26 protein-coding genes are annotated in these 25,386 nt (G+C 60.1%); 17 read left to right on the top strand and 9 right to left on the bottom strand.

What is annotated here, in order from left to right:
• The first annotated feature begins 99 nt into the window (after positions 1-99).
• Positions 100-1,503: a sigma-54-dependent transcriptional regulator gene (locus K419_RS0107685; protein ID WP_026841081.1), complete on the top strand. Its 1,404-nt coding sequence runs from the start codon at positions 100-102 to the stop codon at positions 1,501-1,503.
• 14 nt (positions 1,504-1,517) lie between these two features.
• Positions 1,518-2,300 carry a lytic transglycosylase domain-containing protein gene (locus tag K419_RS0107680; RefSeq protein ID WP_026841080.1) on the top strand — a complete coding sequence of 261 codons (783 nt, stop codon included), beginning with the start codon at positions 1,518-1,520 and terminating at the stop codon, positions 2,298-2,300.
• A 177-nt stretch (positions 2,301-2,477) separates the two neighbouring features.
• Here K419_RS0107680 and K419_RS0107670 read toward each other — a convergent pair whose 3' ends face one another.
• The 3 genes from K419_RS0107670 to K419_RS0107660 form a co-directional block, all read right to left on the bottom strand.
• The gene (locus K419_RS0107670; protein ID WP_026841079.1) at positions 2,478-2,975 is read right to left on the bottom strand and encodes a ferritin-like domain-containing protein; all 498 of its coding nucleotides are present in this window, start codon (positions 2,973-2,975) and stop codon (positions 2,478-2,480) included.
• A gap of 101 nt (positions 2,976-3,076) precedes the next feature.
• Positions 3,077-3,856, bottom strand: coding sequence for a TatD family hydrolase (locus K419_RS0107665; RefSeq protein ID WP_026841078.1), 780 nt, complete (start codon positions 3,854-3,856; stop codon positions 3,077-3,079).
• Between the two features lie 3 nt (positions 3,857-3,859).
• The gene (locus K419_RS0107660) at positions 3,860-4,567 is read right to left on the bottom strand and encodes a PilZ domain-containing protein (protein ID WP_026841077.1); all 708 of its coding nucleotides are present in this window, start codon (positions 4,565-4,567) and stop codon (positions 3,860-3,862) included.
• Between the two features lie 129 nt (positions 4,568-4,696).
• Here K419_RS0107660 and K419_RS0107655 point away from each other — a divergent pair, with 129 nt between their 5' ends.
• Positions 4,697-6,277, top strand: a complete 1,581-nt coding sequence (locus K419_RS0107655; protein ID WP_026841076.1) for a peptide chain release factor 3 — start codon at positions 4,697-4,699, stop codon at positions 6,275-6,277.
• Between the two features lie 106 nt (positions 6,278-6,383).
• Positions 6,384-7,307: a DMT family transporter gene (locus K419_RS0107650; protein ID WP_026841075.1), complete on the top strand. Its 924-nt coding sequence runs from the start codon at positions 6,384-6,386 to the stop codon at positions 7,305-7,307.
• A gap of 119 nt (positions 7,308-7,426) precedes the next feature.
• Here the strand turns inward: K419_RS0107650 and K419_RS0107645 are convergent, their stop codons facing one another.
• The 5 genes from K419_RS0107645 to K419_RS0107625 all read right to left on the bottom strand — a co-directional run bounded on the left by K419_RS0107645 (position 7,427) and on the right by K419_RS0107625 (position 10,005).
• Positions 7,427-8,143 (bottom strand): phosphatase, encoded by a 717-nt coding sequence (locus tag K419_RS0107645; protein ID WP_026841074.1) that lies wholly within the window; start codon positions 8,141-8,143, stop codon positions 7,427-7,429.
• 155 nt (positions 8,144-8,298) lie between these two features.
• Positions 8,299-8,574: an ATP synthase F0 subunit C gene (gene atpE / locus K419_RS0107640; protein WP_012532358.1), complete on the bottom strand. Its 276-nt coding sequence runs from the start codon at positions 8,572-8,574 to the stop codon at positions 8,299-8,301.
• A gap of 135 nt (positions 8,575-8,709) precedes the next feature.
• The gene (gene atpB / locus K419_RS0107635) at positions 8,710-9,399 is read right to left on the bottom strand and encodes a F0F1 ATP synthase subunit A (RefSeq protein ID WP_026841073.1); all 690 of its coding nucleotides are present in this window, start codon (positions 9,397-9,399) and stop codon (positions 8,710-8,712) included.
• A 5-nt stretch (positions 9,400-9,404) separates the two neighbouring features.
• Complete coding sequence (locus K419_RS0107630) at positions 9,405-9,791, bottom strand: ATP synthase subunit I (RefSeq protein WP_026841072.1); 387 nt, start codon at positions 9,789-9,791, stop codon at positions 9,405-9,407.
• The gene (locus K419_RS0107625; protein ID WP_015839204.1) at positions 9,763-10,005 is read right to left on the bottom strand and encodes an AtpZ/AtpI family protein; all 243 of its coding nucleotides are present in this window, start codon (positions 10,003-10,005) and stop codon (positions 9,763-9,765) included. Before K419_RS0107625 ends, K419_RS0107630 begins: the two co-directional genes overlap by 29 nt.
• A gap of 388 nt (positions 10,006-10,393) precedes the next feature.
• Between K419_RS0107625 and K419_RS0107620 the strand changes: the two genes are divergently transcribed.
• Positions 10,394-11,431, top strand: a complete 1,038-nt coding sequence (locus tag K419_RS0107620; protein WP_026841071.1) for a GspE/PulE/PilB domain-containing protein — start codon at positions 10,394-10,396, stop codon at positions 11,429-11,431.
• Positions 11,432-11,586: 155 nt separating this feature from the next.
• Here K419_RS0107620 and hemL read toward each other — a convergent pair whose 3' ends face one another.
• The gene (gene hemL, locus K419_RS0107615) at positions 11,587-12,870 is read right to left on the bottom strand and encodes a glutamate-1-semialdehyde 2,1-aminomutase (protein WP_026841070.1); all 1,284 of its coding nucleotides are present in this window, start codon (positions 12,868-12,870) and stop codon (positions 11,587-11,589) included.
• Positions 12,871-13,258: 388 nt separating this feature from the next.
• Between hemL and K419_RS0107610 the strand changes: the two genes are divergently transcribed.
• The 12 genes from K419_RS0107610 (at position 13,259) to nuoL (ending at position 25,369) form a co-directional block, all read left to right on the top strand.
• The gene (locus K419_RS0107610; RefSeq protein ID WP_026841069.1) at positions 13,259-13,615 is read left to right on the top strand and encodes an NADH-quinone oxidoreductase subunit A; all 357 of its coding nucleotides are present in this window, start codon (positions 13,259-13,261) and stop codon (positions 13,613-13,615) included.
• Positions 13,606-14,118, top strand: coding sequence for an NADH-quinone oxidoreductase subunit B (locus K419_RS0107605; protein WP_026841068.1), 513 nt, complete (start codon positions 13,606-13,608; stop codon positions 14,116-14,118). Before K419_RS0107610 ends, K419_RS0107605 begins: the two co-directional genes overlap by 10 nt.
• A 33-nt stretch (positions 14,119-14,151) precedes the next feature.
• Positions 14,152-14,637 (top strand): NADH-quinone oxidoreductase subunit C, encoded by a 486-nt coding sequence (locus K419_RS0107600; protein ID WP_026841067.1) that lies wholly within the window; start codon positions 14,152-14,154, stop codon positions 14,635-14,637.
• Positions 14,638-14,682: 45 nt separating this feature from the next.
• Positions 14,683-15,852 carry an NADH dehydrogenase (quinone) subunit D gene (gene nuoD / locus K419_RS0107595; RefSeq protein ID WP_026841066.1) on the top strand — a complete coding sequence of 390 codons (1,170 nt, stop codon included), beginning with the start codon at positions 14,683-14,685 and terminating at the stop codon, positions 15,850-15,852.
• A gap of 29 nt (positions 15,853-15,881) precedes the next feature.
• Complete coding sequence (gene nuoE, locus K419_RS0107590) at positions 15,882-16,388, top strand: NADH-quinone oxidoreductase subunit NuoE (protein WP_026841065.1); 507 nt, start codon at positions 15,882-15,884, stop codon at positions 16,386-16,388.
• Positions 16,389-16,422: 34 nt separating this feature from the next.
• Positions 16,423-18,204, top strand: coding sequence for an NADH-quinone oxidoreductase subunit NuoF (gene nuoF / locus K419_RS0107585; protein ID WP_026841064.1), 1,782 nt, complete (start codon positions 16,423-16,425; stop codon positions 18,202-18,204).
• A 105-nt stretch (positions 18,205-18,309) separates the two neighbouring features.
• A complete protein-coding gene (locus K419_RS0107580; RefSeq protein WP_026841063.1) occupies positions 18,310-20,775 on the top strand; it encodes a molybdopterin-dependent oxidoreductase in 2,466 nt (821 codons plus the stop codon).
• A gap of 136 nt (positions 20,776-20,911) precedes the next feature.
• Positions 20,912-21,961, top strand: a complete 1,050-nt coding sequence (nuoH, locus tag K419_RS0107575; RefSeq protein ID WP_012532345.1) for an NADH-quinone oxidoreductase subunit NuoH — start codon at positions 20,912-20,914, stop codon at positions 21,959-21,961.
• 38 nt (positions 21,962-21,999) lie between these two features.
• Positions 22,000-22,398: an NADH-quinone oxidoreductase subunit NuoI gene (gene nuoI, locus K419_RS0107570; protein ID WP_026841062.1), complete on the top strand. Its 399-nt coding sequence runs from the start codon at positions 22,000-22,002 to the stop codon at positions 22,396-22,398.
• A gap of 10 nt (positions 22,399-22,408) precedes the next feature.
• The gene (locus K419_RS0107565; protein ID WP_026841061.1) at positions 22,409-22,912 is read left to right on the top strand and encodes an NADH-quinone oxidoreductase subunit J; all 504 of its coding nucleotides are present in this window, start codon (positions 22,409-22,411) and stop codon (positions 22,910-22,912) included.
• A gap of 21 nt (positions 22,913-22,933) precedes the next feature.
• Entirely contained in the window at positions 22,934-23,236 is a 303-nt protein-coding gene (nuoK, locus tag K419_RS0107560; RefSeq protein ID WP_012532342.1) for an NADH-quinone oxidoreductase subunit NuoK, read from the top strand.
• Between the two features lie 129 nt (positions 23,237-23,365).
• Complete coding sequence (gene nuoL, locus K419_RS0107555) at positions 23,366-25,369, top strand: NADH-quinone oxidoreductase subunit L (protein WP_026841060.1); 2,004 nt, start codon at positions 23,366-23,368, stop codon at positions 25,367-25,369.
• The last annotated feature ends 17 nt before the right edge of the window (positions 25,370-25,386 follow it).

Genomic DNA, 25,386 nt, shown 5'->3' with positions numbered 1-25,386 from the left:
ATTTAATTGACATTGGGGAAATATCCCGCTATAGTTCCGATCAACACCGTTTTTGTATCGGCTTGATTCTGAGCAACTTTAACCGAAATCGGGGAAACGATGGAAACGCCGAAAATACTGATCGCAGACGACGACAAGAAGACCCGCGACTTCGTAGCCGCCTTCCTGAGCTACAAGGGGTACCAGGTCTACCAAGCCTTCGATGGGCAGGACGCCCTGCAAAAGATCGAACTCCACGAAGTCCAGATGGTGATAACCGACATCATGATGCCTCGGGTCAACGGACTGGAGTTCATCAAGCAACTAAAGTCGATACGCCCGGACATAGTCACCATAGCCTACAGCGCCTTTGCCAACTTCGAGATGACCGCCAATCTCCTGAAGGCAGGGGCTTTTTTCTATCTGGAAAAGCCGTTCAACCTGGAGGAGCTGGAGACCCACGTGAAGAGAGGTCTCGAGCACCAGGCTCTGCAGAGCAAGAGTTTTCGGTCCAAACCGTGCATAAAGAACAGGGCCCTCTTGAACAACATCATCGGGGAGAGCGAAAAGATGCTCTCGCTCTTCGAGATGATAGAGAAGGTCGCCACTTCCGATTCCACCGTGCTGATCCAGGGGGAGTCCGGTACAGGGAAGGAGCTGGTGGCCCGGGCCATCCACGACCTCTCCAACCGCTCGGACAAGAACTTCGTGGCGCTCAACTGTGCGGCCATTCCCGATGAGCTTTTGGAGAGCGAACTCTTCGGCCACGTGAAGGGCTCCTTCACCGGCGCCGTCGCCTCGCGCATCGGCCGCTTCGAGATGGCGGACAAGGGGACGCTGTTCCTGGACGAGATCGGCGACATGAAGGCGAACCTGCAGGTGAAGCTTTTGCGCGTGCTGCAAAGCCGCGAGCTTGAGCCGGTAGGGTCGACCCGTTCCAAGAAGGTCGACGTGAGGATCATCGCCGCCACCAACCAGAATCTGGACCACATGGTGGCGTCCAAGGAGTTCAGGGAGGATCTATACTACCGCCTCTCCGTGATTCCGATCATGCTCCCCCCTTTGCGGGAGCGGGGTTCCGACGTGCCGCTGCTTCTGAACAGCTTCCTGGAGAAGTTCAACCGGAGCAAGCAGCGCAAGGTTCAGGGTTTTGACAAGCAGGTGATGGAGACACTCAGCAACTACGACTGGCCCGGCAACGTGCGGGAGCTGGAGAACCTCGTCGAGCGGCTGGTGATCATCAAAACAACCGGCGTCATCAGCATCCACGACCTTCCGGAGAAGTACCGCGGCGGCCGGACCACTACAGTGCTGCATGGCGAGCCGATGACCCTTCCCGACGACGGTTTCTGCCTCAACAGTGCCGTAGAGGAATTCGAGAACCGTCTGATCCTCCAGGCGTTGGAGAAAAGCGGCGGCAACAAGAAGGAAGCGGCTGAGCTCCTCAACCTGAAGCGGACCACGCTGATAGAGAAGTTGAAGAAAAAGAAACTCGTCTACGGGGAGGGATCAGCCACCCCGTAACAGGGAGCAGGTTCATGTCGATAAATCCGGTAGCCACAGCGCCCGACGTTACCGCGGCCAGGAAGGTAGCAGCCGCGTCCGAAACCAGCACTGCTCGTTTCGAGGAGTACCTGGCGCAGAAGGGGAGCGAAGGTGAGGTCCCGCCCGAGGCGGCGGCCGAGCTTTTGCGCCTGAAGATGCTCAGTTCGGCACTTGCCATCGGTGCGGACCCAGACCAGGCGGCCGCCCCGAGGCAGCTCAACTTGCAGGGGGTGTTGAGCCGCTTCATGGAGCAGCTTCCCAAGGGGCACGCCGGCGCCCAGGTTCCAGCGCCCGGGGCGGCAGACGGGCAAGGTCCAGAGGCGGCGTTCCAGGCGCAGCAAGCCCATTTCGAGGCGGGCAAGCTTCCAGAAGCAGGAAGCAGTGCCGGCGGCAGCAGCTTGGACGCCATCATCGACAAGGCATCTCAGCGCTACGGAATCGACAGCGGCCTAATCCGGGCCGTGATCAAGGCCGAGAGTAATTTCAACCCGAACGCGGTCTCCTCTGCTGGTGCCCAGGGGCTGATGCAGTTGATGCCGGCCACCGCCAGGGGGCTCGGCGTGAGCGACTCTTTTGACCCGGAGCAAAACGTCATGGCAGGGACCAGGTTCCTGAAGGATATGTTGCGGCGCTACAACGGGAATTTGGACGAGGCCTTGGCAGCGTACAACTGGGGCCCGGGGAACGTCGACCGCCACGGCGTCGACACGCTTCCCAGGGAAACCAGGCAGTATCTGGCGAAAGTGAAAGGTTACTTTACCCAGTACATCGCTTAGAGGCAGATTAAGACTGAGATTGAGGTTAAGACTGAGTTCGACCATAAAAAAGCCTCCGCACCGTTTGGTGCGAAGGCTTTTTGTTTTTTGGGGAACCTCTCCGTGTCCACCATGTCCATGGTGTCCATTCCGTCCATCAGGTCCACAGGTCGGTGACCCTCGGCGACCAAGTCGCCCCTACTCCCTGACGTAGATGTTCTGATCAGAGCTGTGCACCATGGTCATGATCCGCATGTACTCGTCCTCGATCATGTCGTGGTGCCCCTGGGTCTCGCGGATCACCGTCTCGAAGACCCGGCGCACCAAGGGGTCGACGATGTCTTTGACCAAGATGGTGTAGAAGTCGACGCAGGATTTCTCCTCCTTGAGCGCAATCTCCAGCGCCTTCTGCTCTCCGGCTCCCTCGGCGATGGATTGCTCCAGCGCCTGGTGCGTGGCGGATTGCCTGTCCGGGGGGGACGCCATGAAGCTGTCCAGGTCGCCCAGGTCTCCCCCTTTGTAATGGTCGAAGAATGCCTTCAGGTGTCCTGCCTCTTCGCCGGCCAGCAAGGTAAATACCTTTTTGGAACTCTCGTCCTTTGAAATGGAAGCCGCCTTCCGGTAGAAATCCATGCTCCCCTTTTCGGTTTTGATAGCGAGCTTCAGCGCCTCCTGCAGTGTGTACTCCTTGAACATGGCTGCACCTCCGTAGGCTTCAGTGGGACTGCTTGGCAATGAGTATAGCGGAGAGCATGTCAAGGTCAATGAGAGTAATTTGAACATTAATACTTATTAATTCAATGGCTTAGCAGGGGAGCGTTCCCTTGGAGCCGGAAGAGGCGGGCTGCGTTCCCGGTGGTGGTACGACCCAGTTCCTCGAGGGGCAAACCCTTGATGCGCGCCACCCTGGTAGCCGTCTCCAGGAGATAGGACGGAAGGTTGACGCTTCCCCTGTGGGGCTCCGGAGCCAGGTCGGGGGCGTCGGTCTCCAAAAGCAGGCGTTCCAGCGGTATCCCGGCGGCGACCTCCAACGGCCGCCGAGCGTTGGCGTAGGTGACACTCCCGGCAAGGGATATGTGCAGGCCGAGGCGCAGGCAGCTGCGGGCGCTATCGAGGCTGCCGGAGAAGGCGTGCATGACGCCGCCGCAAATCCCCTCTTCCCTGACGATAGCCAAAAGGTCCTCGAACGCCTTGCGGCAATGAAGCAGTACCGGCAGCCGGGCTTCAGCGGCGACGCGCAACTGCACCCTGAAGGCCTGCTGCTGGACCTGCCGCGAGGGGGAGGGGAGGAGGTAGTCGAGGCCTATTTCGCCTATGGCGCAGGCGCCGGTCGCAAGCTGGCATAAATCCGACACTGCCTGAGGGGTGAGTAGTTCTGCGTGCATGGGGTGCACGCCGTAGGCGGGGAAGACCTGGGGATATGCTGCGGATAGTGCCCTGATCCGGTTCCATCCCTGAGGCGCGACGCCTGGGACGAGGAACCCGGTGACCCCTGCCGCCTCTGCCTCCGGGAGGAGCCTCTCCAGGTGGGGGAGGAGCCGCGGGTCGTCCAGGTGGCAGTGGCTGTCGAAAAGCACGGCTTACCCGCCTATGGCCGGATGTTCCTTCAGTTCCTTGATGATCTCGACCTGGCGCTGAAAGATGTACTGCGAGATGCTAACTTCGGCGGGACGTGAGGGCTCGATCTCGAAGACGAGTCGGCACCCGTCGTCGTTGTAAATCACCTTCAACAGCGAGGCGGGAACCTTGATGGTCCCGCCGGGGAGAGTGATGGTCAGTTCACCCTTCTCGCTCACGGGGAACATGGGGTCGTGCGGTACTTTAATTGACATCCCCGTCAAAGACATGTCATGGAGGGTTCCGTCAACTTTTTCTTCCTGCCCGGCGAAGGTGACCTTGACCGCACCCCCCATCTCGACCCGTACCGACATTCTGCGGTCGGCCCGGACCACGCCGTAGCTGAATTTGGAGAGCACTACCCGGGACTTCTCGACGTTGACGTAGGTAACGGCAGCGACAACGTCCTTGGGGAAATGGCTGCTTTTGAGTACGGTCAGCTTGTCTTGGGAGATCACGACGGCCTGCACCTGGTGCACCTGCAGTTCCGCGTAATCCTTTTCTACGTTCATTACCTCGGCGCCGTAGCTGACCGGGACCTCGCGGTAGAAGTTGAGCAGCCTCAAGTCGTTTTTTAGCGTTCCTTTCTCTATGGCTGCAAGGGTGGCGATGATATCGGCGCTGTCCTGCGCCGCCCCAGCAATTTTCAACCTCTGGTATATGTCGTTCATCGTTCCGCCTAGAAAATAATTATTGCCCTTTGGGTAACGGCTGTGCAATTATGATACCCTGTCAGTCCGGCGAAGATACCCTCTTCGCCTTTCTTTTGTCCAGAACATTTTAAACGGGAGTCCCAGTAGATGCTGTACAACGAGCAAGAGATACAAAGGCGTCGCACCTTCGCTATCATCAGCCACCCTGACGCCGGTAAAACCACCATAACGGAGAAATTGCTTCTCTTTGGCGGGGCGATTCAGCAGGCGGGCGAGGTGCGGGCAAGGAAATCGGCGCGCCATGCCACCAGTGACTGGATGGAGATGGAGAAGCAGCGCGGCATTTCTGTAACCTCCTCGGTGATGAAGTTCACCTACCGCGATTTCGAGATCAACCTGCTGGATACCCCGGGCCACAACGACTTTTCCGAAGACACTTACCGGACCCTTACCGCCGTGGACTCCGTGCTCATGGTGATAGATTCCGTGAAGGGGGTGGAAAGCCAGACCAAGAAACTCCTCGAAGTCTGCCGGCTGCGCCACACCCCCATCATGACCTTCATCAACAAGCTGGACCGCGAGGGGCGCGAGCCGCTGGACCTTCTGGACGACATCGAAAGCACGCTCAACATCCAGTGCGCGCCGATGACTTGGCCCATAGGGATGGGGAAACGCTTTCGCGGCACCTACCATCTATACACTAAGGAAATCACCTTCTTCGACCCTGAGGCCGATCGCGGCGTGGGGCAGGTGGTCACCGTGAAGGGACTTGACGACCCGCTGCTCGACGAGCTCTTGGGGAGCCAGGTCGAGGAGCTGCGCAACGACGTGGAACTGCTCGAGGGCGCGGCGCACCCCTTCGACGCCGAAGCCTACCTGGCCGGCAAGCAGACCCCGGTGTTCTTCGGCTCTGCCATCAACACCTTCGGGGTGCAGCAGCTGCTCGACTCCTTCGTGGAGAACGCCCCCTCGCCGTTGCCGCGCGAAGCGACCTCCCGCACCGTCTCCCCCTACGAGGAGCCGTTCACCGGGTTCACCTTCAAGATCCAGGCGAACATGGACCCGGCGCACCGCGACCGCATCGCCTTCTTCAGGATCTGTTCCGGCAAGTTCGTGCGCGGCATGAAGGTGAAGCACTTAAGGCTCGGGCGCGAGGTACAGATCTCCAATGCGACCATATTCATGGCGCAGGACCGCACCAACGTCGACGAGGCCTACGCCGGCGACATCATAGGGATCCACAACCACGGCACCATAAAGATAGGCGACACCTTCACCCAGGGGGAGGAGCTTAAGTACACAGGCATCCCGAATTTCGCCCCCGAACACTTCAGGAAGGTGCGCATCCTTAACCCGCTCAAGTCGAAGTCGCTGGAAAAAGGGCTGGTGCAACTGGCGGAGGAGGGGACGACCCAGGTGTTCCGGCCTCTCATGGGCGCGGACTGGATCGTCGGCGCGGTAGGGATGCTGCAGTTCGATGTCGTCATGCATCGGTTGGAGCACGAGTACGGCGTCAAGGCTGTCTACGAGCCGGTCTCCTACGTCACCGCGCGCTGGGTCACCGGCGAGAGGAAGAAGCTTGACGAGTTCCAGAAGAAGGAGGCGCTGAGCCTCTATCAGGACGGCGAAGGGAACCTCGCTTACCTTGCGGGGAGCCAGTGGCGCCTAGACAACACCATGGACAACTGGAAGGATCTCACCTTCCACGCCACCCGCGAGCATAGCTAAACCAACGCCGTTGGCCACAGAGAAAATCTGAGAGAACCTCTGACAACCTCTCGGGTGACACCTAGACACCCAGTTCCTCTCGGAGTTCCACCGTAATAAGGTGACTATGGAAACAGGACCAGAAACAGCGGCGCCCACCAAAGCGGCCGAGTCGTCAGCCGGTGGCGTTCGCGCCGGTGCCTTGCTGGTTTTAGCGGCAGGCGTTCTTTGGGGAACCTCAGGTACCTCCCAGGCGCTGGCGCCCGAAGGGGTGAGCCCGTGGAGCTTGGGCGCGCTGCGCCTTCTTGTAGGTGGCGCTGCCTTGATGCTGCTGGCTTTTCTGCGAGGGGGGCTCGGTGCGGGCCGCTGGCCTTTTCGCGCCACCTTCCTTGCCGGCGCCTTCGTCGCCTCGTATCAATTGAGCTTCTTCACCGCGGTGAGCAGGACCGGTGTCGCGGTCGGCACCCTGGTGGCGATCGGGAGTTCCCCGGTCCTCGCGGGATTGCTGGGACTGGTCTTCAGGGGAGAGAGACCGGGCAGGGCCTGGGGGGTGGCGACCCTTTTAGCCATCGCAGGTTGCGGCCTGCTGGTGGGGGGAGGGGGGGCGATCGCCGTCGACGTAGTGGGGATCCTGCTCGCATTGGGGGCGGGTCTGTCCTATGCCTGCTACACCATGTCGATCAAGGTGCTGCTTCCGGGGCGGAGCTCTGAGGCGGTCATGGCGGTGGTCTTCTCCCTAGGGGCGCTTTTGCTGTCGCCGCTGCTCTTCATATCCAACCTCAAATGGCTGGCACAGCCAAGCGGCATGGCGGTGGTGGTTTATCTTGGCGTCGTGGTCACCGCGCTCTCCTACTGGCTCTTCGCCAGGGGGCTGCGCAGCGTGCCGGTGGCGTCAGCTGTGACCCTTTCGCTGGCGGAGCCGCTGGTAGCGGCGCTTCTGGGCATCCTGTTCCTCGGTGAACGGCTCACCCCGCTGGCGCTTTGCGGCATCCCCCTTCTTTTCGCCGGCCTCGCGGTCCTTGCGGCCTCCATGTCGGGCAAAGGGCGCTGAAGCAGAAATTGAATCATCCTCAGGGAAGAAGGGGATAAGAGACAGCAGCAGAAAAGGCTTTCCGGCGAGTTACCGGAAAGCCTTTTTCTATGTGATTGCTTGAATATACCCTCGGACGGCTATTCCTCGATCTGCAGGAAGTCCAGAAGCCTCTGCCAGGAGGCGTTGATTATCTGCCCCTCAGCCACCCCTGCGTCCGCTATCAGTTTAAGCGCATCGCCGAAGATGCCGACGCCCTGAGCGATATGGGCATCGCTACCCACCATGATGGGGGCTCCGAGCTGCGCGCAAAGCCTGGCGATCTCGCTGCAGTTCCCGACGCTCCCTTTGCGGCTCACCGACATCAGTGACGAATTGTTGATCTCCAGGGCAGTGCTGGTGGCCAGCGCGCCCATTACTATCTCTTCGTAGCGCAGAGGGAAGACGGGGTTCCCCGGATGGGAGATGCATTTGACCCGGGGGTTTTCCATCACCGCCAGAAGCGTGCGGGTGTTGCGGTCTATGTCCTGTCCGCAGATGCCGCAGTCCTCGTGGAATCCGGCCATGACGAAATCGAGCTCTTCCAGGAGGGGCTGATCGAGATCGAGCGTCCCCTGGTGGTCCATGATATTGGCCTCGACCCCGCGGAGGATGCGGACCCCGCCTATCCGTTGCGGTACGAAGCGCAGGGCGTTGAAGTGGTAGCGGTGCGGCCCTCCCGGAAGGCTTGGGCCGTGGTCAGTAATGGCCAGCCCCTGCAGACCTGCCTGAGCAGCGGCCTGGGCGAGTTCGTTTATGGTGGAGTAGGCGTGGCCTGAGGCGAGCGTGTGCGTGTGCATGTCGGCAAGAATTTTCATGGTTTGGAATATTCCACACGGGTCGGAAAAAGTCAAGGCGCAGGGGCGGGCAGAGGTCAGGCAGGTTTTTGTCCGAGGCAGCTTCAGCGAAGGTGGAGGGCAACAAAAAAGGGCGCGCCTTGCGGCACGCCCTTTTTGTCTCTTCGAAGAAGAAATTACTTCGCTACGGATTTCGCCAGTTCGAGGGCGATGTCCTTGTAGGGGTTAGCGAAGAGGATGATGAGGCAGACAACCAGGGCGTAGATAGCGAGGGACTCGATCATCGCCAGACCGATCATCATGGTGGTGAGGATCTTGCCGGATGCGCCGGGGTTACGGGAGGTGCCTTCAACTGCGCTCTTAACTGCGAGACCCTGACCGATGCCGGTGCCGAGGGTGCCGAGAGCCATGCCGATGCCTGCTGCGAGTACACACATAGTAAAGAATTCCATTTGTTTCTCCTTTGCTGCGAATTTTTCCTAAACAGTATAGGAATTAAAAATCAGATTGAGATTAAGACTAAGATTGAGGAAACCGGACAAAGATCGAGGGTGTTCTTAATCTCAATCTTTATCTTTATCTGCCTCTTAGTGCGCGTGCTCCAGCGAGCCTTGGATGTAGATCATCGCCAGCAGCATGAAGACGAAGGCCTGGATGAAGGAGACCAGGACGCCCATCAGCATCATCGGCAGGGGCACTATGAACGGAGCCAGGCCGAAGAAGATGATAAGGACCAGCTCGTGGCCGTTCATGTTACCGAAGAGACGCAGCGTCAGGGAGATCACGCGGCTCAGGTGGCCGATCACCTCGATGAAGAACATCATCGGAGCGAGCCAGGCGATGGGGCCCAGAAAGTGCTTGATGTAGCCGGCGCCGTGGTGCTTGACGCCGACGATGTGGGTGGTGACGAACACAACGACCGCGCAGGCGGCAGTGGTGTTGATGTTGGCGGTCGGCGGGAAGAAGCCCGGGATCATGCCGATCAGGTTCGACACCAGGATGAAGAGCGCCAGGGTTGCGACCAGCGGGAAGAACGGCTTGCCGTGCTCGCCCATGGTCTCCACCAGCATGTTCTCAATGCCCCCGACGATGACTTCCATGAAGTTCTGGAGACCGGACGGAACGGCCTGCAGCCGCTTGGTGGCAGCGATGGAGAGGACCACCAGGCCGATCATGATCAGCCAGGTATAGACGACGGCGTCGGCTCCAGCCTCGGAAAAACCGAGGGGATGAAGCAACTCGCGGAAAAAATTGAGGAATAGATACGGATGAACCATTGCTGCTAGCCTCCTTTACGGGTGGACAAATATATTGAAAATACCGTTATGTTCAGGACCAGGACCGACAGTCCGATCAGCAGGGCGAAGATGTCGACCCCGAGCCGAACGATCAGCAGATACAGCAAGACCGCCATCACGGCTAGTCTCAACAGGTAACGCAGCACGGCGAAGCGCGAGGCATTCCTGGGTTGCAGCTGAAGCGCCGCTTCCACTCCTCTTCTCATCCAGAGGAAGTTGGCCGTGGCGAGCACCCCCCCGATGAAGAGGGACCCGCCGAACTTGCCGGAGATTAAAAGCGCGCAGCCAGCACCCGCAACGGCGCTCACCACAAGGCTTCCCCCGACCAGCCAGGCGAAGAGGTTACTTTCGTTTAGTCTCGTCCCGGTCATCGCGCAGTTCTTTTCCCGCTAGTATGAAAATGTTGCGGAAACCTGCCGCAATACCGAAGAAAAGGAAAATGTAGAAAAACCAGGGCTTGGTCCCGAACCACTCGTCCAGTTTCAGTCCGGCGAACACGCCGATGATGATGGCGACCGCGAAGGAAATTCCCATCGTGGAGACCATCCCGAGCGTTCTAAGCAGGTCCTTCTTGTCTTCATCCATGTCGTCGCTCTCTTTCCCGTATACAAACTGCGGGTAGGAAAACCAAGGCTAAATAGCACGGTAGCGGTGGCAATGTCAATAAATTCCTGTTTATCCAGTCAACAAAAATAATGATTTATCGCGGTGTCACGCCCTGTCTGCTCGCTTCCCTCGGGCGCTGCGGCTCATTTTACCAGCTTTGCAGGTAGCCGCCCTGACGCCTAGGACACTATCGTGGTTTCGCTGCGACAGGGGAGGTGGCCAGCGCCTGAGCCCGTCTGGGTGACGCTTATGCGGTTGCGGCTGGGGGCTCGCTGGGTAGAATATGTGAATTGTTTAATTTGGCATTGGGCCCGCTTTGCGGCTGTTTCCATTCCTTTAAAACTCTTCTTCACCGAGGGGGTGTCACATGTCGGCACGGCTTGGCGAGATGTTGCTGAAAGTTGGAACCCTGACCGAGGACCAACTGGAGCAGGTTCTTAACGCGCAGTCCATCTATGGCGGCAGGCTCGGGACAAATCTCGTGGAGATGGGGTTCGTCGAAGAGGAAGAATTGGCGCACGTATTGAGCGAACAGCTCGGCGTACCCTGCGCCCACCCCTCCGAACTCGGCTCCATTCCGGAATCCCTAGTGAGGATGTTCCCGCTTGAGCTGGTGCAGCGCTATCGTGTGCTCCCCCTCGCCCTGGACGGCAAGCGGCTCACCGTGGCCATGACGAAGCCTTCGGATTTCAAGGCGCTCGAAGACATCGCTTTCGTTACCGGGATGGTCATCATCCCAAGGGTCTGCTCCGAACTCCGGCTGAGCATCGCGTTGGAGCGTATCTTCGGAGTGAAGCGCCCCATGCGCTACATCCCTGTTGAGGGAGGTGCTAGGAGCCGCTTCGCCGCCACCCTCGCCGAGAGGGGGAGTGCGGACCCCGCCTGGGATGGCGGCGCCGTTCGCCATTTTTCGGAGCGGGTCAGCCTGGAGGATCTGTCCCAGCGGCTGGCAAAAGCCGTTGGCGAATCCGAGGTTGTCCAGGGAGTACTGTCCTATTTGGCGGGGGAATTCGACCGGGGTGCCTTCCTGAGGCTGAAAGGGGGGTGCGCGCACGGGGTCCAGGCAGTTGATGCCGGTGCACCCGTGAAAGGCTTCCCGTATTTTGCCGCGGCGGTGGCGGAAATGAGGCAGGTGAAACGGGTGGTGGAGGAAAGACGGCTCTTTCTAGGGGAGCTAGGGCCGGACCAGGGCGATGGGGTGTTGCTAAGTGCGATGGGGGGGGCGGTGCCCGGGGCGGCACTGCTGGTGCCCGTGGCGCTTGGCGGGCATGTGGTGGGGGTTATCTGCGCCAGCGATCAGAGGGGGAGACTCGGCGGTGGGGTCTTCGAGCTGCAACGGGTCGCCGTGATGGCAGAGTTGAGCTTCGAGATGCTTTCACTCAGGAAAAGGATCATGACCGGGTGATGAAAGAGCGGAAGAGGCAAAAAACAAGGGCGCCGCAGCCAAGCTGGGCGCCCTTCTTAATTAATAAACAATCTGAGGCGGAACGGGGCGCATTAGCGCGGTGAGGGGAGCCTATGCTGTCGCATCCCCTGGGCCAGTGCTAATGCCAATTCCCGCTACAGCGCCTTGAAACACTTGGCGGCGGCTGCGATGGTCTGCTCCAGATCCTCAGTGCTGTGGGAGATGCCGACGAAAGCGGTCTCGAACTGCGAAGGCGCGAGGTAAATGCCTTCATTCAGCATCGCCTTGAAGTAGGCGGCGAAGGCCTTGGTGTCGCACTTGGCGGCGCTGTCCCAGTCGTAGACCGGATCCTTGGAGAAAAAGGCGCAGAACATCGAGCCTACCCGGGTGGAGTAGATCGGGAAGCCGGCGTCCTTGGCGGCCTTGGCGATCCCCTCCGCCACGAAGGCGCTCTTTTCTTCCAGCTTCTGGTAGAACCCGGGCTGTTTGAGGAGCTTCAAGGTCTCGATGCCGGCGGTCATGGCCAGGGGGTTGCCAGAGAGGGTTCCGGCCTGATAGACTCCACCTGCCGGTGAAAGAAGCGACATGATTTCTTTTTTCCCGCCGAACGCCCCCACCGGCAACCCGCCGCCGATGATCTTGCCCAGGGTGGTCATGTCGGGGGTCACGCCATAGAGTTCCTGAACGCCGCCGTAGGCAACCCTGAAGCCGGACATCACCTCGTCGAAGATCAGTACGATCCCTTCCTCGCTGCAGATGCTCCTAAGCCCTTCCAGGAATCCTTCCTTGGGGGGGACGGTCCCCATGTTGCCAGCCACAGGTTCCACGATGATGCAGGCGATGCTCCCCTTGTTGGCCGCCACCAGCGCCCGGACCGAGTCCAGGTCGTTGTAGATCGCGGTCAGCGTGTGCTTGGCGAGGTCGGCGGGAACGCCGGGAGAGTCGGGCACGCCGAAGGTGGCGGCGCCGGATCCGGCTTTGACCAAAAGCGCATCGGAGTGGCCGTGGTAGCAGCCGGAGAACTTCAGGATGTTGTCGCGACCGGTGTAGCCGCGGGCGAGCCGGATGGCGCTCATGGTCGCCTCGGTACCGGAGCTCACCATGCGCACCATCTCGATGGAGGGGACCGCGTCGATCACCATCTCGGCCAGGGTGATCTCGAGCTCGGTCGGTGCGCCGAAGCTGGCGCCGTTGTCGACGGCGGCCTTGATGGCGGCAACCACCTGCGGGTGGCAGTGCCCCAGGATCATCGGGCCCCAGGAGCCAACGTAGTCGATGAAGGCGTTGCCGTCTTCATCATAGATGCGGGGGCCTGCGGCCTTTTTGATGAAGAGCGGATCGGAGCCAACGGACCTGAAGGCGCGCACCGGGCTGTTGACGCCGCCGGGGATGGACTGAAGCGCCTGCTGAAAGAGTTTGGTCGAGCGGCTGTTTTGCATGGGCTGATTCTCCTAACTCGCTGTTAATTGACAAATAATGGGCTGTTTGGTAGCACGCGCCCGGCTTATCTGTCAAGAAATTAAAAAGTTTTGGGAGGGAGGTTCTCGATTAGCGTCGAAAGGGAGGCTTCCTAATGAGTCATGTGCGCGGGAAAGTATACGGTTTCTGCGGAATGAGGCAAAGATTTCAAGATAATTTGTGCTTGACAAAGTGGGGGAAATGAAATAATTTTCTGACCCGATGTTGTATACAGTATACCTTTTTGACGCCGTCTCCTTTCGCAAGTTACAAAAAGTTTGGGGTTTGACGCTCAAGGAGTGTGCAGTATACGGCTTTTCCGCGTGCATGCAACAAAATAACAAACCTTAGGAGTACGGGAGGATAGGGATGCTTGGTGCTTATCTGCCAATCTTGGTGCTGGTTGTCATAGCGGTGTTGTTCGGCCTGGGCTCGGTGGTCTTCTCCACCCTGATCGGCCAGAAGAAACCGTCCACCGTGAAGCTTGCACCTTACGAGTGCGGTTGCGAGCCTGTCGGCAGCGCAAGGGAGCGTTTCTCGATCAAGTTCTACCTGATCGCGATGCTCTTCATCCTGTTCGACATCGAGGCGGTCTTCTTGTACCCCTGGGCAGTCCTCTTCAAGAGGCTCGGCATGTTCGGCCTCATCGAGATGGGGGTCTTCATAGTCATCCTCTTCGTAGGATACGTATACGTTTGGAAAAAAGGAGCACTGGAATGGGAGTAGATCAGCCGCTTGGCGAAAATATCATCACGACTTCCCTCGACAGCCTGGTCAACTGGGCCAGGAAGTCCTCCATCTGGCCGATGACCTTTGGTCTTGCCTGCTGCGCGATCGAGATGATGGCGACCGGTGCGGCCAAGCATGACCTGGACCGTTTCGGTATCATCTTCCGCGCCTCACCCCGCCAGGCAGACTGCATCATCATCGCCGGCACCGTGACCAAGAAGATGCTTCCGGTCATCAAAACGGTGTATGAGCAGATGCCCGAACCGAAGTGGGTGGTCGCCATGGGCGCCTGCGCCTGCTCCGGCGGCGTCTTCGACACCTACTCCGTCGTGCAGGGCATCGACGAGGCGCTTCCGGTCGACGTCTACATCCCGGGCTGCCCGCCGCGTCCGGAGGCACTCCTCTACGGCCTTATGAAGCTCCAGGAGAAGATCGCCAACGAGCGCAACTCTTTCGGCTCTTCCATCGGCTTGGGCGAAAGACTCGAACCGGCTGCTTAATCTACAACGACCAAAGGGAAAGGTAAGGCTGACATGGCAGAAAATAATCGCGCTGTAGTGAAACTGAAAGAGCGTTTCGCAAATGCCCTCCTCGACTGCAAGGAATATCGGGGCGAGGTGACGGTCACCGTGAAGAAAGAGAACATCCTCGAGGTGCTCAAGTGCCTCAGGGACGACCTCCGCTACAACTTCCTGACCGACATCACGGCCGTCGACTACCTGGGCCAGGATCCGCGTTTCATGGTGGTCTACCACCTCATGTCGATCCCGAACAAGGATCGCATCAGGGTGAAGGCGCCGGTGACCGAGGCGGACTGCTCCATCGATTCCGCCACCGCACTCTGGAACTCCGCCAACTGGCTGGAGCGCGAGGCCTACGACCTGTTCGGCGTCGACTTCAAGAACCACCCGAATCTGGTGCGCATCCTGATGACCGACGACTGGGTGGGGCATCCCCTCAGGAAAGATTACCCGCTGCAGGGACCGGACCGCGAACCGTACAAGGGGCGGCTGTCTTAGTCACAAACCAGGACGATTTCCATCTCCAAAAAATAGAGGCGATCAATGGCTAGCGAAATAATGACACTGAACATGGGGCCCCAGCACCCCAGTACCCACGGCGTTCTCAGGCTCGTAGTAGAGCTGGACGGCGAGGTGATACAGAAGATTACTCCCCACATCGGCTACCTGCACCGGGGCATCGAGAAGCTCTCCGAGCACCGCACCTACCACCAGGCGCTGCCGCTTACCGACCGCATGGATTACCTGGCGCCTATGCACAACAACCTGGGATACGTGCTGGCCGTGGAGAAGCTCCTCGGCATCGAGGTTCCCGAGCGGGCTGAGACCATCCGCGTCATCATGGCGGAGCTTACCCGTCTGAAGAGCCACCTGGTCTGGATTGCCTGCCACGCCCTCGACATCGGCGCCATGACCGTCTTCATCTACGCCTTCCGCGAGCGCGAGAAGATCATGGAGCTGTACGAGATGGTCTCCGGCGCCAGGATGACCTCGAACTACTTCCGCGTGGGCGGGCTCTCCCGCGACCTGCCGGCCGGCTTCGAGAGCGCGGTCCAGGAGATCGTGGACACCTTCCCGGGTCACTTCGACACCTACGAGGGGCTTCTCACCAAGAACACCATCTGGCTGCAGAGGACCATCGGCAACGGTGTCATCTCCGCGGAGGACGCCATCGACTTCGGCATCTCCGGCCCGGCCCTCAGGGGCTCCGGCGTCGACTTCGACCTCAGGCGCGACCTCCCCTACTCCGGCTACGAGAAGTACGACTTCAAGGTGCCGGTCGGCGAGAACTGCGACACCTTCGACCGCTACAAGGTCCGCCTGGTGGAGATGCGCGAGGCAGTGAAGATCATCGACCAGGCCATGAAGCGCCTGAAGCCCGGACCGGTTCTGGCCGATGCGCCGCAGGTCTGCTACCCGCCGAAAGAGAGCGTCTACAACTCCATCGAGGGGCTGATCCATCACTTCAAGATCGCTTCCGAAGGCTTCCCTGTTCCTGAAGGGGAGGTTTACCAGGGGGTTGAGAACCCGAAAGGGGAACTCGGCTACTACATGGTTTCCGACGGCGGCTCCAAGCCGTACCGCATGAGGGTGCGTCCCCCCTCATTCGTGAACCTGGGCGCCATCGAGAAGATGGCCAAAGGCTCGATGATCGCGGACCTCGTGGCTGTAATCGGAACGCTCGACATCGTTCTTGGCGAAATAGACCGGTAATTCAAACATAACTAAAGGAGATGGGGTAAATGTCTAACGCTCCAGCCGAAGAAATTCCGGCCGAAGAAATCGATCTGGCCGAGGCCAATCATATCATCGACAAGTACCTGACCCTGCCGGGTAACCTCATGCCGGTTCTGCAGGGGATCCAGGATTCCTACGGGTACATCCCCAGACCGACCATCGACCTGGTGGCGGAGAGGCTGAACGTCTACCCGAGTCAGATCTACGGCGTGCTGACCTTCTACGCCCAGTTCCACCTGAAGCCCCGCGGCCGCTACATCATCAGGGTCTGCGTCGGTACCGCCTGCCACGTGCAGGGGGCGGAGCGCATCGTGGAAACCTTCTTCGGCCGCCTAGGAATCGGGCACGCCGAGACCACGCCGGACCTCCGTTACACGTTTGAAAAGGTTGCTTGTCTGGGCGCCTGCGGCATGGCTCCCCTGGCGATGGTCAACGACGACACCTACGGCAAGATGACGGTCCAGAAGGTGGACGAGATCGTGGAAACCTACAACCAAAGGCCGATGAAGTAGCCGACGTCAATTTTTGAGCAGGGGACCTTTTGTCATGAGTGATAACGCAGCAGTAAAAATATTAATCTGTCAGGGTACCGGCGGTATTTCCGCCGGCGCCAAGCAGGTCGAGGCCGAGTTCACCAGGCTGATCGCGGAAAAGGGAATCGTGGCCCAGGTAGGGAAGCGTTGCGACGTCGTCAAGACGGGGTGCCGCGGCCTGTGCGCCAACGACGTCCTCGTCGACGTCATCACTCCGGAACTGGGCAGGGTCACTTACGACTTCGTCGTGCCCGCCGACGTCGAGGCCATTCTCGATCAGCACATCGTCGCCAACGAGGTCATCGAGAAGAAAAAGGCGAAGGAGTACTACAACACCTTCGTCGACCAGCAGATGCGCGTGGTCATGACCGGCTGCGGTCAGATCGACCCCGAGCGCCTGGACGCCTACCTCGAGGAAGACGGCTTCAAGGCCATCGAGAAGTGCGTCAAGGAAATGAAGCCGGCCGAAGTCATCGACGAGGTCAAGAAGTCCGGTCTTCGTGGCCGTGGGGGCGGCGGTTTCCCCACCGGCATGAAGTGGTCCTTCTGCGCCGCTTCTCCCGGGAACCACAAGTACCTCATCTGCAACGCCGACGAGGGCGACCCGGGCGCGTTCATGGACCGCTCCATCCTCGAAGGCGACCCGTACTGCGTCATCGAAGGTATGATGATCGCTGCCTACGCCATCGGCTGCGACGCAGGCTACGTCTACGTCCGCGCCGAGTACCCGCTTGCCATCGACCGTCTCCAGAAGGCGCTCGACACCTGCTACGAGAAGGGGTACTTGGGCAAGAACATCCAGGGGTGGGGCTTCGACTTCGACATGAGGATCAAGAAGGGCGCCGGCGCCTTCGTCTGCGGCGAGGAGACGGCACTCATGGCCTCCATCGAGGGCGAGCGCGGCATGCCGCGTCCCCGTCCGCCTTTCCCGGCGGTCAAGGGCCTCTGGGGCTTCCCGACCAACATCAACAACGTCGAGACCTTCGCCAACGTCCGCCACATTATCAACAAGGGCTTCGAGTGGTACGCGGCGCTGGGCACCGACACCACCAAGGGTACCAAGATCTTCGCGGTCACCGGCAAGGTGAAGCACACCGGTCTCGTCGAGGTTCCGGCCGGCATGTCGGTCAGGGACGTTATCTACAAGGTCTGCGGCGGCATCGCCAACAACCGCAAGTTCAAGGCGGTCCAGGCCGGCGGCCCCTCCGGCGGCTGCATCCCGGCCGAGGTGCTTGACACCCCGGTCGACTACGACTCTCTGATCAAGGCCGGCGCCATGATGGGTTCCGGCGGCCTGGTCGTCATGGACGAGACCACCTGCATGGTCGACGTGGCCCGCTTCTTCCTCACCTTCACCAAGATGGAGTCCTGCGGCAAGTGCGTACCCTGCCGTATCGGCCTCAAGGCCATGCTCGACATCCTGGAGAAGATCACCGAGGGTCGCGGCGAGATGGCCGACATCGACACACTTTTGGAGATGGGGGCGACCATCAAGAAGGCGTCGCTTTGCGGTCTGGGGCAGACGGCTCCGAACCCGATCCTCTCCACCGTCAAGTACTTCAGGAACGAGTACGAGGCCCACATCATCGACAAGCGCTGCCCCTCCAACTCCTGCAAGGAGCTCCTGCTCTGGCAGGTGGTTCCCGAAAAGTGCGTCAAGTGCGGAGCCTGCCTCAGGGCCTGCCCGTCCAACGCCATCAAGTGGGAGAAGGGACAGGTGGCCGAGTTGGTCAAGGAAAACTGCACCAAGTGCAAGTCCTGCTACGACGCCTGCCGCTTCATGGCCATTGAATAAAACGGTTCAACGTTCCGGGTTCGCCCTTCGAGGTGGACCCGGAACGAGCCGACTCTAACGTTGAACATTGAACGTTGAACCGATTTCACGGAGACAGAGGTCGAGATGGTAAATCTTACGATAAACGGAAAACAGGTTGCGGTAGAAAAAGACGCCACCATTTACGACGCCGCCAAGGCGTGTGGCATCAAGATACCGATCCTTTGCCATGACAAGAAGCTGCACCCGTTCGGCGGCTGCCGCATGTGCCTGGTCGAGGTCGAGCAGATGAAGGGGCGCCTGATCCCTGCCTGCACCACCCCGGTCACCGAGGGGATGATCGTCCAGACCACGACCGACGAGATCGTGAAAGCCAGGAAGCTCGTGCTCGAGCTCCTGCTCCTCAAACACCCGATCGACTGCCCGGTTTGTGACGCCGCAGGGGACTGCGACCTGCAGAACCTCACCTTCGAATACCAGGTGAACACCAACCGGTTCGTGGACGAGAAGTTCAACCACGAGATCGACTACGACAACCCGCTCATCGAGCGCGACATGAACCGTTGCATCCACTGCGGCAAGTGCGCGAGGATCTGCGACGAGATCGTCTCCTACGGCGCCTATACCTTCATCAACCGCGGCATCGAGGCGAAGATGGGTACCGAGTTCGACGGTCCGCTTAACTGCGAGTTCTGCGGCTCCTGCGTCTCGGTCTGCCCGGTGGGCGCGCTCAACTCCCGCCCCTTCAAGTTCAAGGCTCGCTGGTGGGCGCTCAACAAGACCAAGTCGGTCTGCTCCTACTGCGGCACCGGCTGCCAGCTCACCCTGGGGACCAAGGACGGCAAGGTTCTGACCACCGTCTATGACGAGAATCAGGGCTTCCACAACGGCCAGCTCTGTACCCGCGGCCGCTTCGGCTACCAGTTCGTCAACTCCGACAAGCGTCTCACCACACCGCTGGTGAAGAAAAACGGCAAGCTCCAGGAAGCAAGCTGGGAAGAGGCGCTCGAAGTGGTCACCTCCCGCCTTTCCGCCGGCAAGAGCGACCCCACTTCGGTAGCGGCTCTCGCCACCCCGAGGCTCACCAACGAGGAGCTCTTCCTCTTTGAGAAGCTCTTCCGCGGCACCATCGGCACGGACAACATCGACCACTCCGCGGGCTATGCCCACGCAGCCCTCACCAAGGGCGCCAAGGCCAGCTTCGGCGTCGCCGCATCTCCCTCCGAGATCGCCGACATCCAGAAGTCGAACCTTCTTCTGGTGGTGAAAAGCGACGCCTACGAGACCCACCCGGTGGTGGGCTTCGAGATCAACCTGGGCGTCAAGCGCAAAGGGATCGACCTGCGCATCGTCTCCGACAAGAAAGGGAAGCTCACCCGCCTCCCGGGCGCCAAGACCACGGTCCACACCCCCGGCAGCGAGGTTGCGCTCTTCAACGCCCTCTGCAAGTCGGTCATCGACCAGGGCCTCGCCGCTGAAGGCGTCGCGGGTCTGGCCGAACTGAAGGCGGCCGTAGCCGACGCGACCGCAGAGAAGGCTGGCGTTTCCGCCGACGAGATTGCAACCCTCGCCAAGGATTACGCAGCCGCCGAGAAGGCGCTGATCATCCTCCCGATCGGCCTCGGCTACCCGGGACACGACGCGGCTCTCGCCAACGCGACGGCGAACCTCGCCATCCTCACCGGCAAGATCGGCAAGGAAGGCGCCGGCCTTTTGATCATGGGCGAGAAGAACAACAGCCAGGGCGCTGCCGACCTCGGCATCTACCCGAAATCGACCGGCCTCTCCGCCTCCGCCATCATCGAGGGGTGCGGCAACGGCAACATCAAGACCCTGTTCGTGGCCGGCGAGAACCCGGTGGTCTCCTACCCGAACCGCCAGAAGATCGAGAAGGCGCTGGAGAACGTCGAGTTCATGGTCGTCGCCGACCTCTTCCTGACCGAGACCGCGCAGCTGGCAGACGTGGTGCTTCCGGCCTGCTCCTTTGCCGAGAAGAGCGGTACCTTCACCTCGCTGGGCCGCAGGGTCCAGATGGTGCGGAAAGCGGTACCGGCGGTAGGGCTCGCCAAGACCGACTTCGAAATCCTCAACACGCTCTCCGCCGCTATCGGCGGGGCTCGCTACAACAACCAGGCAGAAATCTTCACCGAGATCGCCTCCACCGTCCCCGCTTACCAGGGTCTGACCCAGGGCAAGCTCGGCGACGAGGGGGTGGTACTTCCGGTGGCGGTCTCCGCCAAGCTGGTCCCGGCGGCAGCCAAGGCGGTCGCACCGGTCGCCGGCAAGCTAGCCTTGGTCACCGGCAGCGCCCTGTACCACTCCGGTACCCTCTCCCGCTTCGGCGAGGGCCCGATGTACGTCTGCCCGACCGCCTACGCCGAGCTTTCCGCGGCGGACGCCGCCAGCCTGAAGATCGCCGAAGGGGACATGGTCACCGTGACCTCAGGCACCGGCAGCGTCCAGGTAGCGGCAAAAGTAGGCAAGCGCGTGCCGCAGGGTACGGTGTTCGCCCCGTACCACTTCGGCGAAGGTAGCGTCAACACCATCACCGACGGCGCCGCAGTCACCTACGTCACCGTTACCAAGAAGTAACCACAGCCAACAACTTAGTTCCCCCCTCTTATGAGGGGGTTTCCACCCCCCTTGAGCAATGGGGAGCGGAAAACTGAGACCCTTTAGATACATCGGCTAACAGCTCAAAATTCATAACAGAGGGGAAGACTATCAGATGGATACGCTAATCTTAGGACTGCCGGTCGCGTACTACATAGCCATGGTTGCCAAAGTGCTCGTAGCCTTTGTCTTCGTGCTCCTGACCGTGGCCTACGCCACCTACGCGGAGCGCAAGATAATCGGGCATATGCAGGTACGCCTGGGTCCCATGAGGACCGGCTGGCACGGCCTGCTGCAGCCGATCGCGGACGGCGTCAAGCTGTTCTTCAAGGAGGAGATCGTCCCGACTCAGGCAAGCAAGTTCGCCTTCCTGATCGCTCCCTTGGTCGCCTTGATCCCGGCGTTCATATCCTTCGCCGTCATCCCCTTTGGCGCCCCGGTGACCATCGCCGGTTACACGGTGCCACTGCAGATCGCCGCCTTCTACGACCAGGCAGGGCAGCAGGTCTTCGACATCAACGTCGGCGTCCTCTACATCCTGGCCATGGCCAGCCTCGGGGTCTACGGCGTGGTGCTCGCGGGTTGGGCCTCCAACTCCAAGTACTCGCTCCTGGGGGGGCTTCGTTCCGCGGCCCAGATGATCTCCTACGAGCTCGCTGCCGGCCTCGCGATCATCGCCGTCTTCATGCTTTCCGAGTCGCTGTCGCTGCACAAGATCGTTGCCGACCAGGCCAACGGCGCCTGGTACGTCTTCAAGCAGCCGCTCGCCTTCGTGATCTTCTTCATCTGTTCGCTGGCTGAGATCAACAGGACCCCGTTCGACCTTCCCGAGGCGGAGACGGAGCTCGTGTCCGGCTTCATCACCGAGTACTCCTCCATGAAATACGCCATGTTCTTCATGGCTGAGTACGCCAATATGATCACCGTCTGCGCGGTCACCACCACCCTGTTCCTGGGCGGCTGGCACGGCCCCGCGTTCCTCCCCGGCTGGTTCTGGTTCGTGGCCAAGGTGTACTTCCTGATCTTCTGCTGCATGTGGATCAGGGCAACCTACCCGCGTTACCGCTACGACCAGCTCATGCGTCTGGGGTGGAAGGTGTTCCTGCCGCTGACCCTGTTGAACGTGGTCGCCACCGGCGTCTGGGTCATGGTCTTCAACAAGTAGTCTCTTCTAGAAACACACTACAAGGCGAGGTGCTGCAAATGATAATGCCGCTCATTAAAGGTCTTCAGATTACTTTATCACATATGTTCAAAAAGCCGGTCACCCTGCAGTACCCGACCGAGCGGCCGCAGATCGCCAACACCTTCCGCGGGCTGCATGCGCTGAACGTATCCCACGACAAGGCGAAGTGCGTTGCCTGCTATCTCTGCCCCACGGTCTGCCCGGCCAAGTGCATCACGGTCGAAGCCGGCGAGGACCAGAATCACGACAAATATGCAGCCAAATACGAGATCGATTTGCTGCGCTGCATCTTCTGCGGCTACTGTGTGGAGGCGTGCCCCGTTGACGCCATCCGTATGACGGAACAGTTCGAGCTCGCCAACTACTCGCGCGCCGACTTCACCTTTACCAAAGAGAGACTCTTAGAAAAGAAATAAAGGAGCAGCAATGGAATCCATCTTCTTTCTCGTCGTGGCTGCGGTGGCCGTTATTTCCAGCATCCTGGTGGTCACCTGCAAAAACCCGATCAACAGCGCCCTTTCGCTGGTGATGACCTTCTTCTGCCTGGCGACCTTCTACGTCATGCTGGATGCCCCCTTCATGGCGGCCACCCAGGTGATCGTGTACGCCGGGGCCATCATGGTTCTGATCATCTTCGTCATCATGCTCCTAAACGTGAAGGCGGAGAGCGGCAAGCGCGGCAGCCATGCGGTGTTCGCGGGCAGCGTCTTGGGACTGTTCGCGCTGTTCCAGACCGTCTGGTTCCTCTCCAAGGGTTCCATGACCGGCGCGACCGGCACCATGGACAAGGCGCAGATCATCAGCGTCGGCCACGTCGAGCTGATCGGCAAGGCACTCTTCACCGACTTCCTGCTCCCGTTCGAGATCACCTCGGTGCTGCTTCTGGCCGCGATCGTCGGCGCAGTGATCCTGGCCAAAAAGAAAATTTAACGCTACAGAAGGGGTACTGACATGCTAGCGATCGAAAACTACCTGATACTCTCGGCCATTCTCTTTTCCATCGGGACCATCGGCGTCCTGACGAGGAGAAACGCCATCGTCATCTTCATGTGCATCGAGATGATGCTGAACGCGGTGAACCTCACCTTCATCGCCTTCTCCAGGCACCTGGGGAACATCGACGGCCAGGTCTTCGTCTTCTTCGTCATGACCGTCGCCGCCGCCGAGGCAGCCGTAGGCCTCGCCCTCATGATCGCCTTCTTCAAGAACCGCGAGTCGATCGACGTCGAAGACGTCAACCTGATGAAGCTCTAGGGCGAAAGTTGCCCGAGCGTTGTAGGAGCGGCGTTTCCGCCGCGATTGGTTGCAGATGTGATTAGATCGCGGCTTTCTGAGCCGCTCCGCTGAAGAAATTCAAGAACTATAGATATAAAGGAGTCAGGGATGTTTGATTTAGTATGGTTGATCCCACTGTGCCCTCTCATCGGCTCGGTCATCAACGGCCTACTCGGCAAGAAGATCAAAAACGAAACGGTCATCGGTGGGATCGCAGCCGGGGCAGTCTTCTGCTCCTTCCTGGTCGCCTGCGGAATCCTCTTCCAGCTCCTGAGTCTCCCGGGTGAGGAGAGGGTGTTCCAAAAGACCATCTTCACCTGGATCCAGTCAGGGACCTTAAAAGCCGACATCGGCTTCCTGATCGATCCGCTCTCCGCCACCATGCTGATGATCGTAACGGGGATCGGCTTCCTGATCCACCTCTACTCCATCGGCTACATGCACGGCGAAGAAGGGTTCTACCGCTACTTCTGCTACCTGAACCTCTTCACCTTCTCCATGCTCTGCCTGGTGTCGGGCAACAACCTGCTCCTCATGTTCATCGGCTGGGAGGGCGTGGGCCTTTGCTCCTACCTCCTGATCGGCTACTACTTCCACAAGAAGTCGGCCGGCGACGCGGGCAAGAAGGCGTTCGTGATGAACAGGATCGGCGACTTCGGCTTCCTGCTCGGCGTCTTCACCCTCTTCTGGTACCTGGGGGTCAACCACAACGTCTGGACCATCAACTTCGTCGAGTTGGCCAAGAGCGCCGATCTCCTGGTCCCGGGTGCCGTGGTTACCACCGTCTGCCTCTGCTTCTTCCTGGGCGCAACCGGTAAGTCGGCGCAGATCCCGCTGTACACCTGGCTCCCGGACGCGATGGAAGGTCCGACCCCGGTTTCCGCCCTCATCCACGCGGCCACCATGGTCACCGCCGGCGTCTACATGATCGCCCGCATGAACTTCATCTACATCAAGAGCCCGACGGCTCTCCTGGTCATCGCCTGCGTCGGCGCCGCCACCGCCCTCTTCGCGGCGACCATCGGCACCGCGCAAAACGACATCAAGCGCGTCTTGGCTTACTCGACCGTTTCCCAGCTGGGCTACATGTTCCTGGCCATGGGCGTGGGCGCCTTCGGCGCCGGCGTGTTCCACCTGATGACCCACGCCTTCTTCAAGGCCTGCCTGTTCCTCGGTTCCGGCTCGGTCATCCACGCCATGCACCACGCGCTGCACCACGAGCACTCCGACGCGGACCCGCAGGACATGAGAAACATGGGTGGGCTCAAGTCTAAGATGCCCATCACCTTCCTGACCTTCCTGTTCGCGACCATCGCCATCGCAGGTATCCCGGGCTTCGCCGGCTTCTTCTCCAAGGACGAGATCCTCTGGCAGGCGTTCGCCAACCCGCACCACGGCAGCGCCAACCTGGCCCTGTGGGGCTGCGGCGCGGTAGCCGCCGGTCTCACCGCCTTCTACATGTTCCGCCTGGTGTTCATGACCTTCTTCGGCCAGACCCGTCTCTCCGAAAAGGCCTTCCACCACCTGCATGAGTCCCCCTGGGTCATCACCGTGCCGCTCGTCTGCCTCGCCTTCCTCTCCGTGGTCGGCGGCTGGATCGGCGTCCCCAAGATCCTCGGCGACGTGCTGGGCGGCTTCCCCAACTACTTCGAGCACTACCTGGAGCCGGTCTTCGCCTACTCCAACGCATACGTCGCACAGCACGCACACGGCGCTCACCCGAGCCACGCCGTCGAGTGGGGCCTGATGGGCACCTCCGTGGTCATCGCCTGCGCCGGCATCGGCCTGGCGGCAGGTCTCTACCTGATCGCTCCGAGCGTCCCCGAGAAGTTCGTGGCTACCTTCCCGGTACTGCACCGCGCCGTGTACAACAAGTGGTACATCGACGAAATCTACGACTTCGTCTTCGTCAACCCCTGCAAGGCCCTGGGCAACTTCCTCTGGAAAGGGTTCGACGTGGTGGTGGTCGACGGCATCGTGAACGGGGTAGCGGCGGTCGTCCGCGGCTTCAGCGGGATCCTGCGCTACGTGCAGACCGGCTTTGTTCACAACTACGCCTTCTCCATGGTGATCGGCGTGGTGGTCATCGTCGGCGTGTATCTCTTCCGCTAAGATTCAGACTTAAGATA

Origin of the sequence: Citrifermentans bremense R1 (genome assembly GCF_000426865.1) — a bacterium.
Taxonomy (GTDB): Bacteria; Desulfobacterota; Desulfuromonadia; order Geobacterales; family Geobacteraceae; genus Geomonas; species Geomonas bremensis.
Note: the sequence above shows the minus strand (reverse complement) of the source record. Positions and strands in the feature narration are given on the sequence as shown.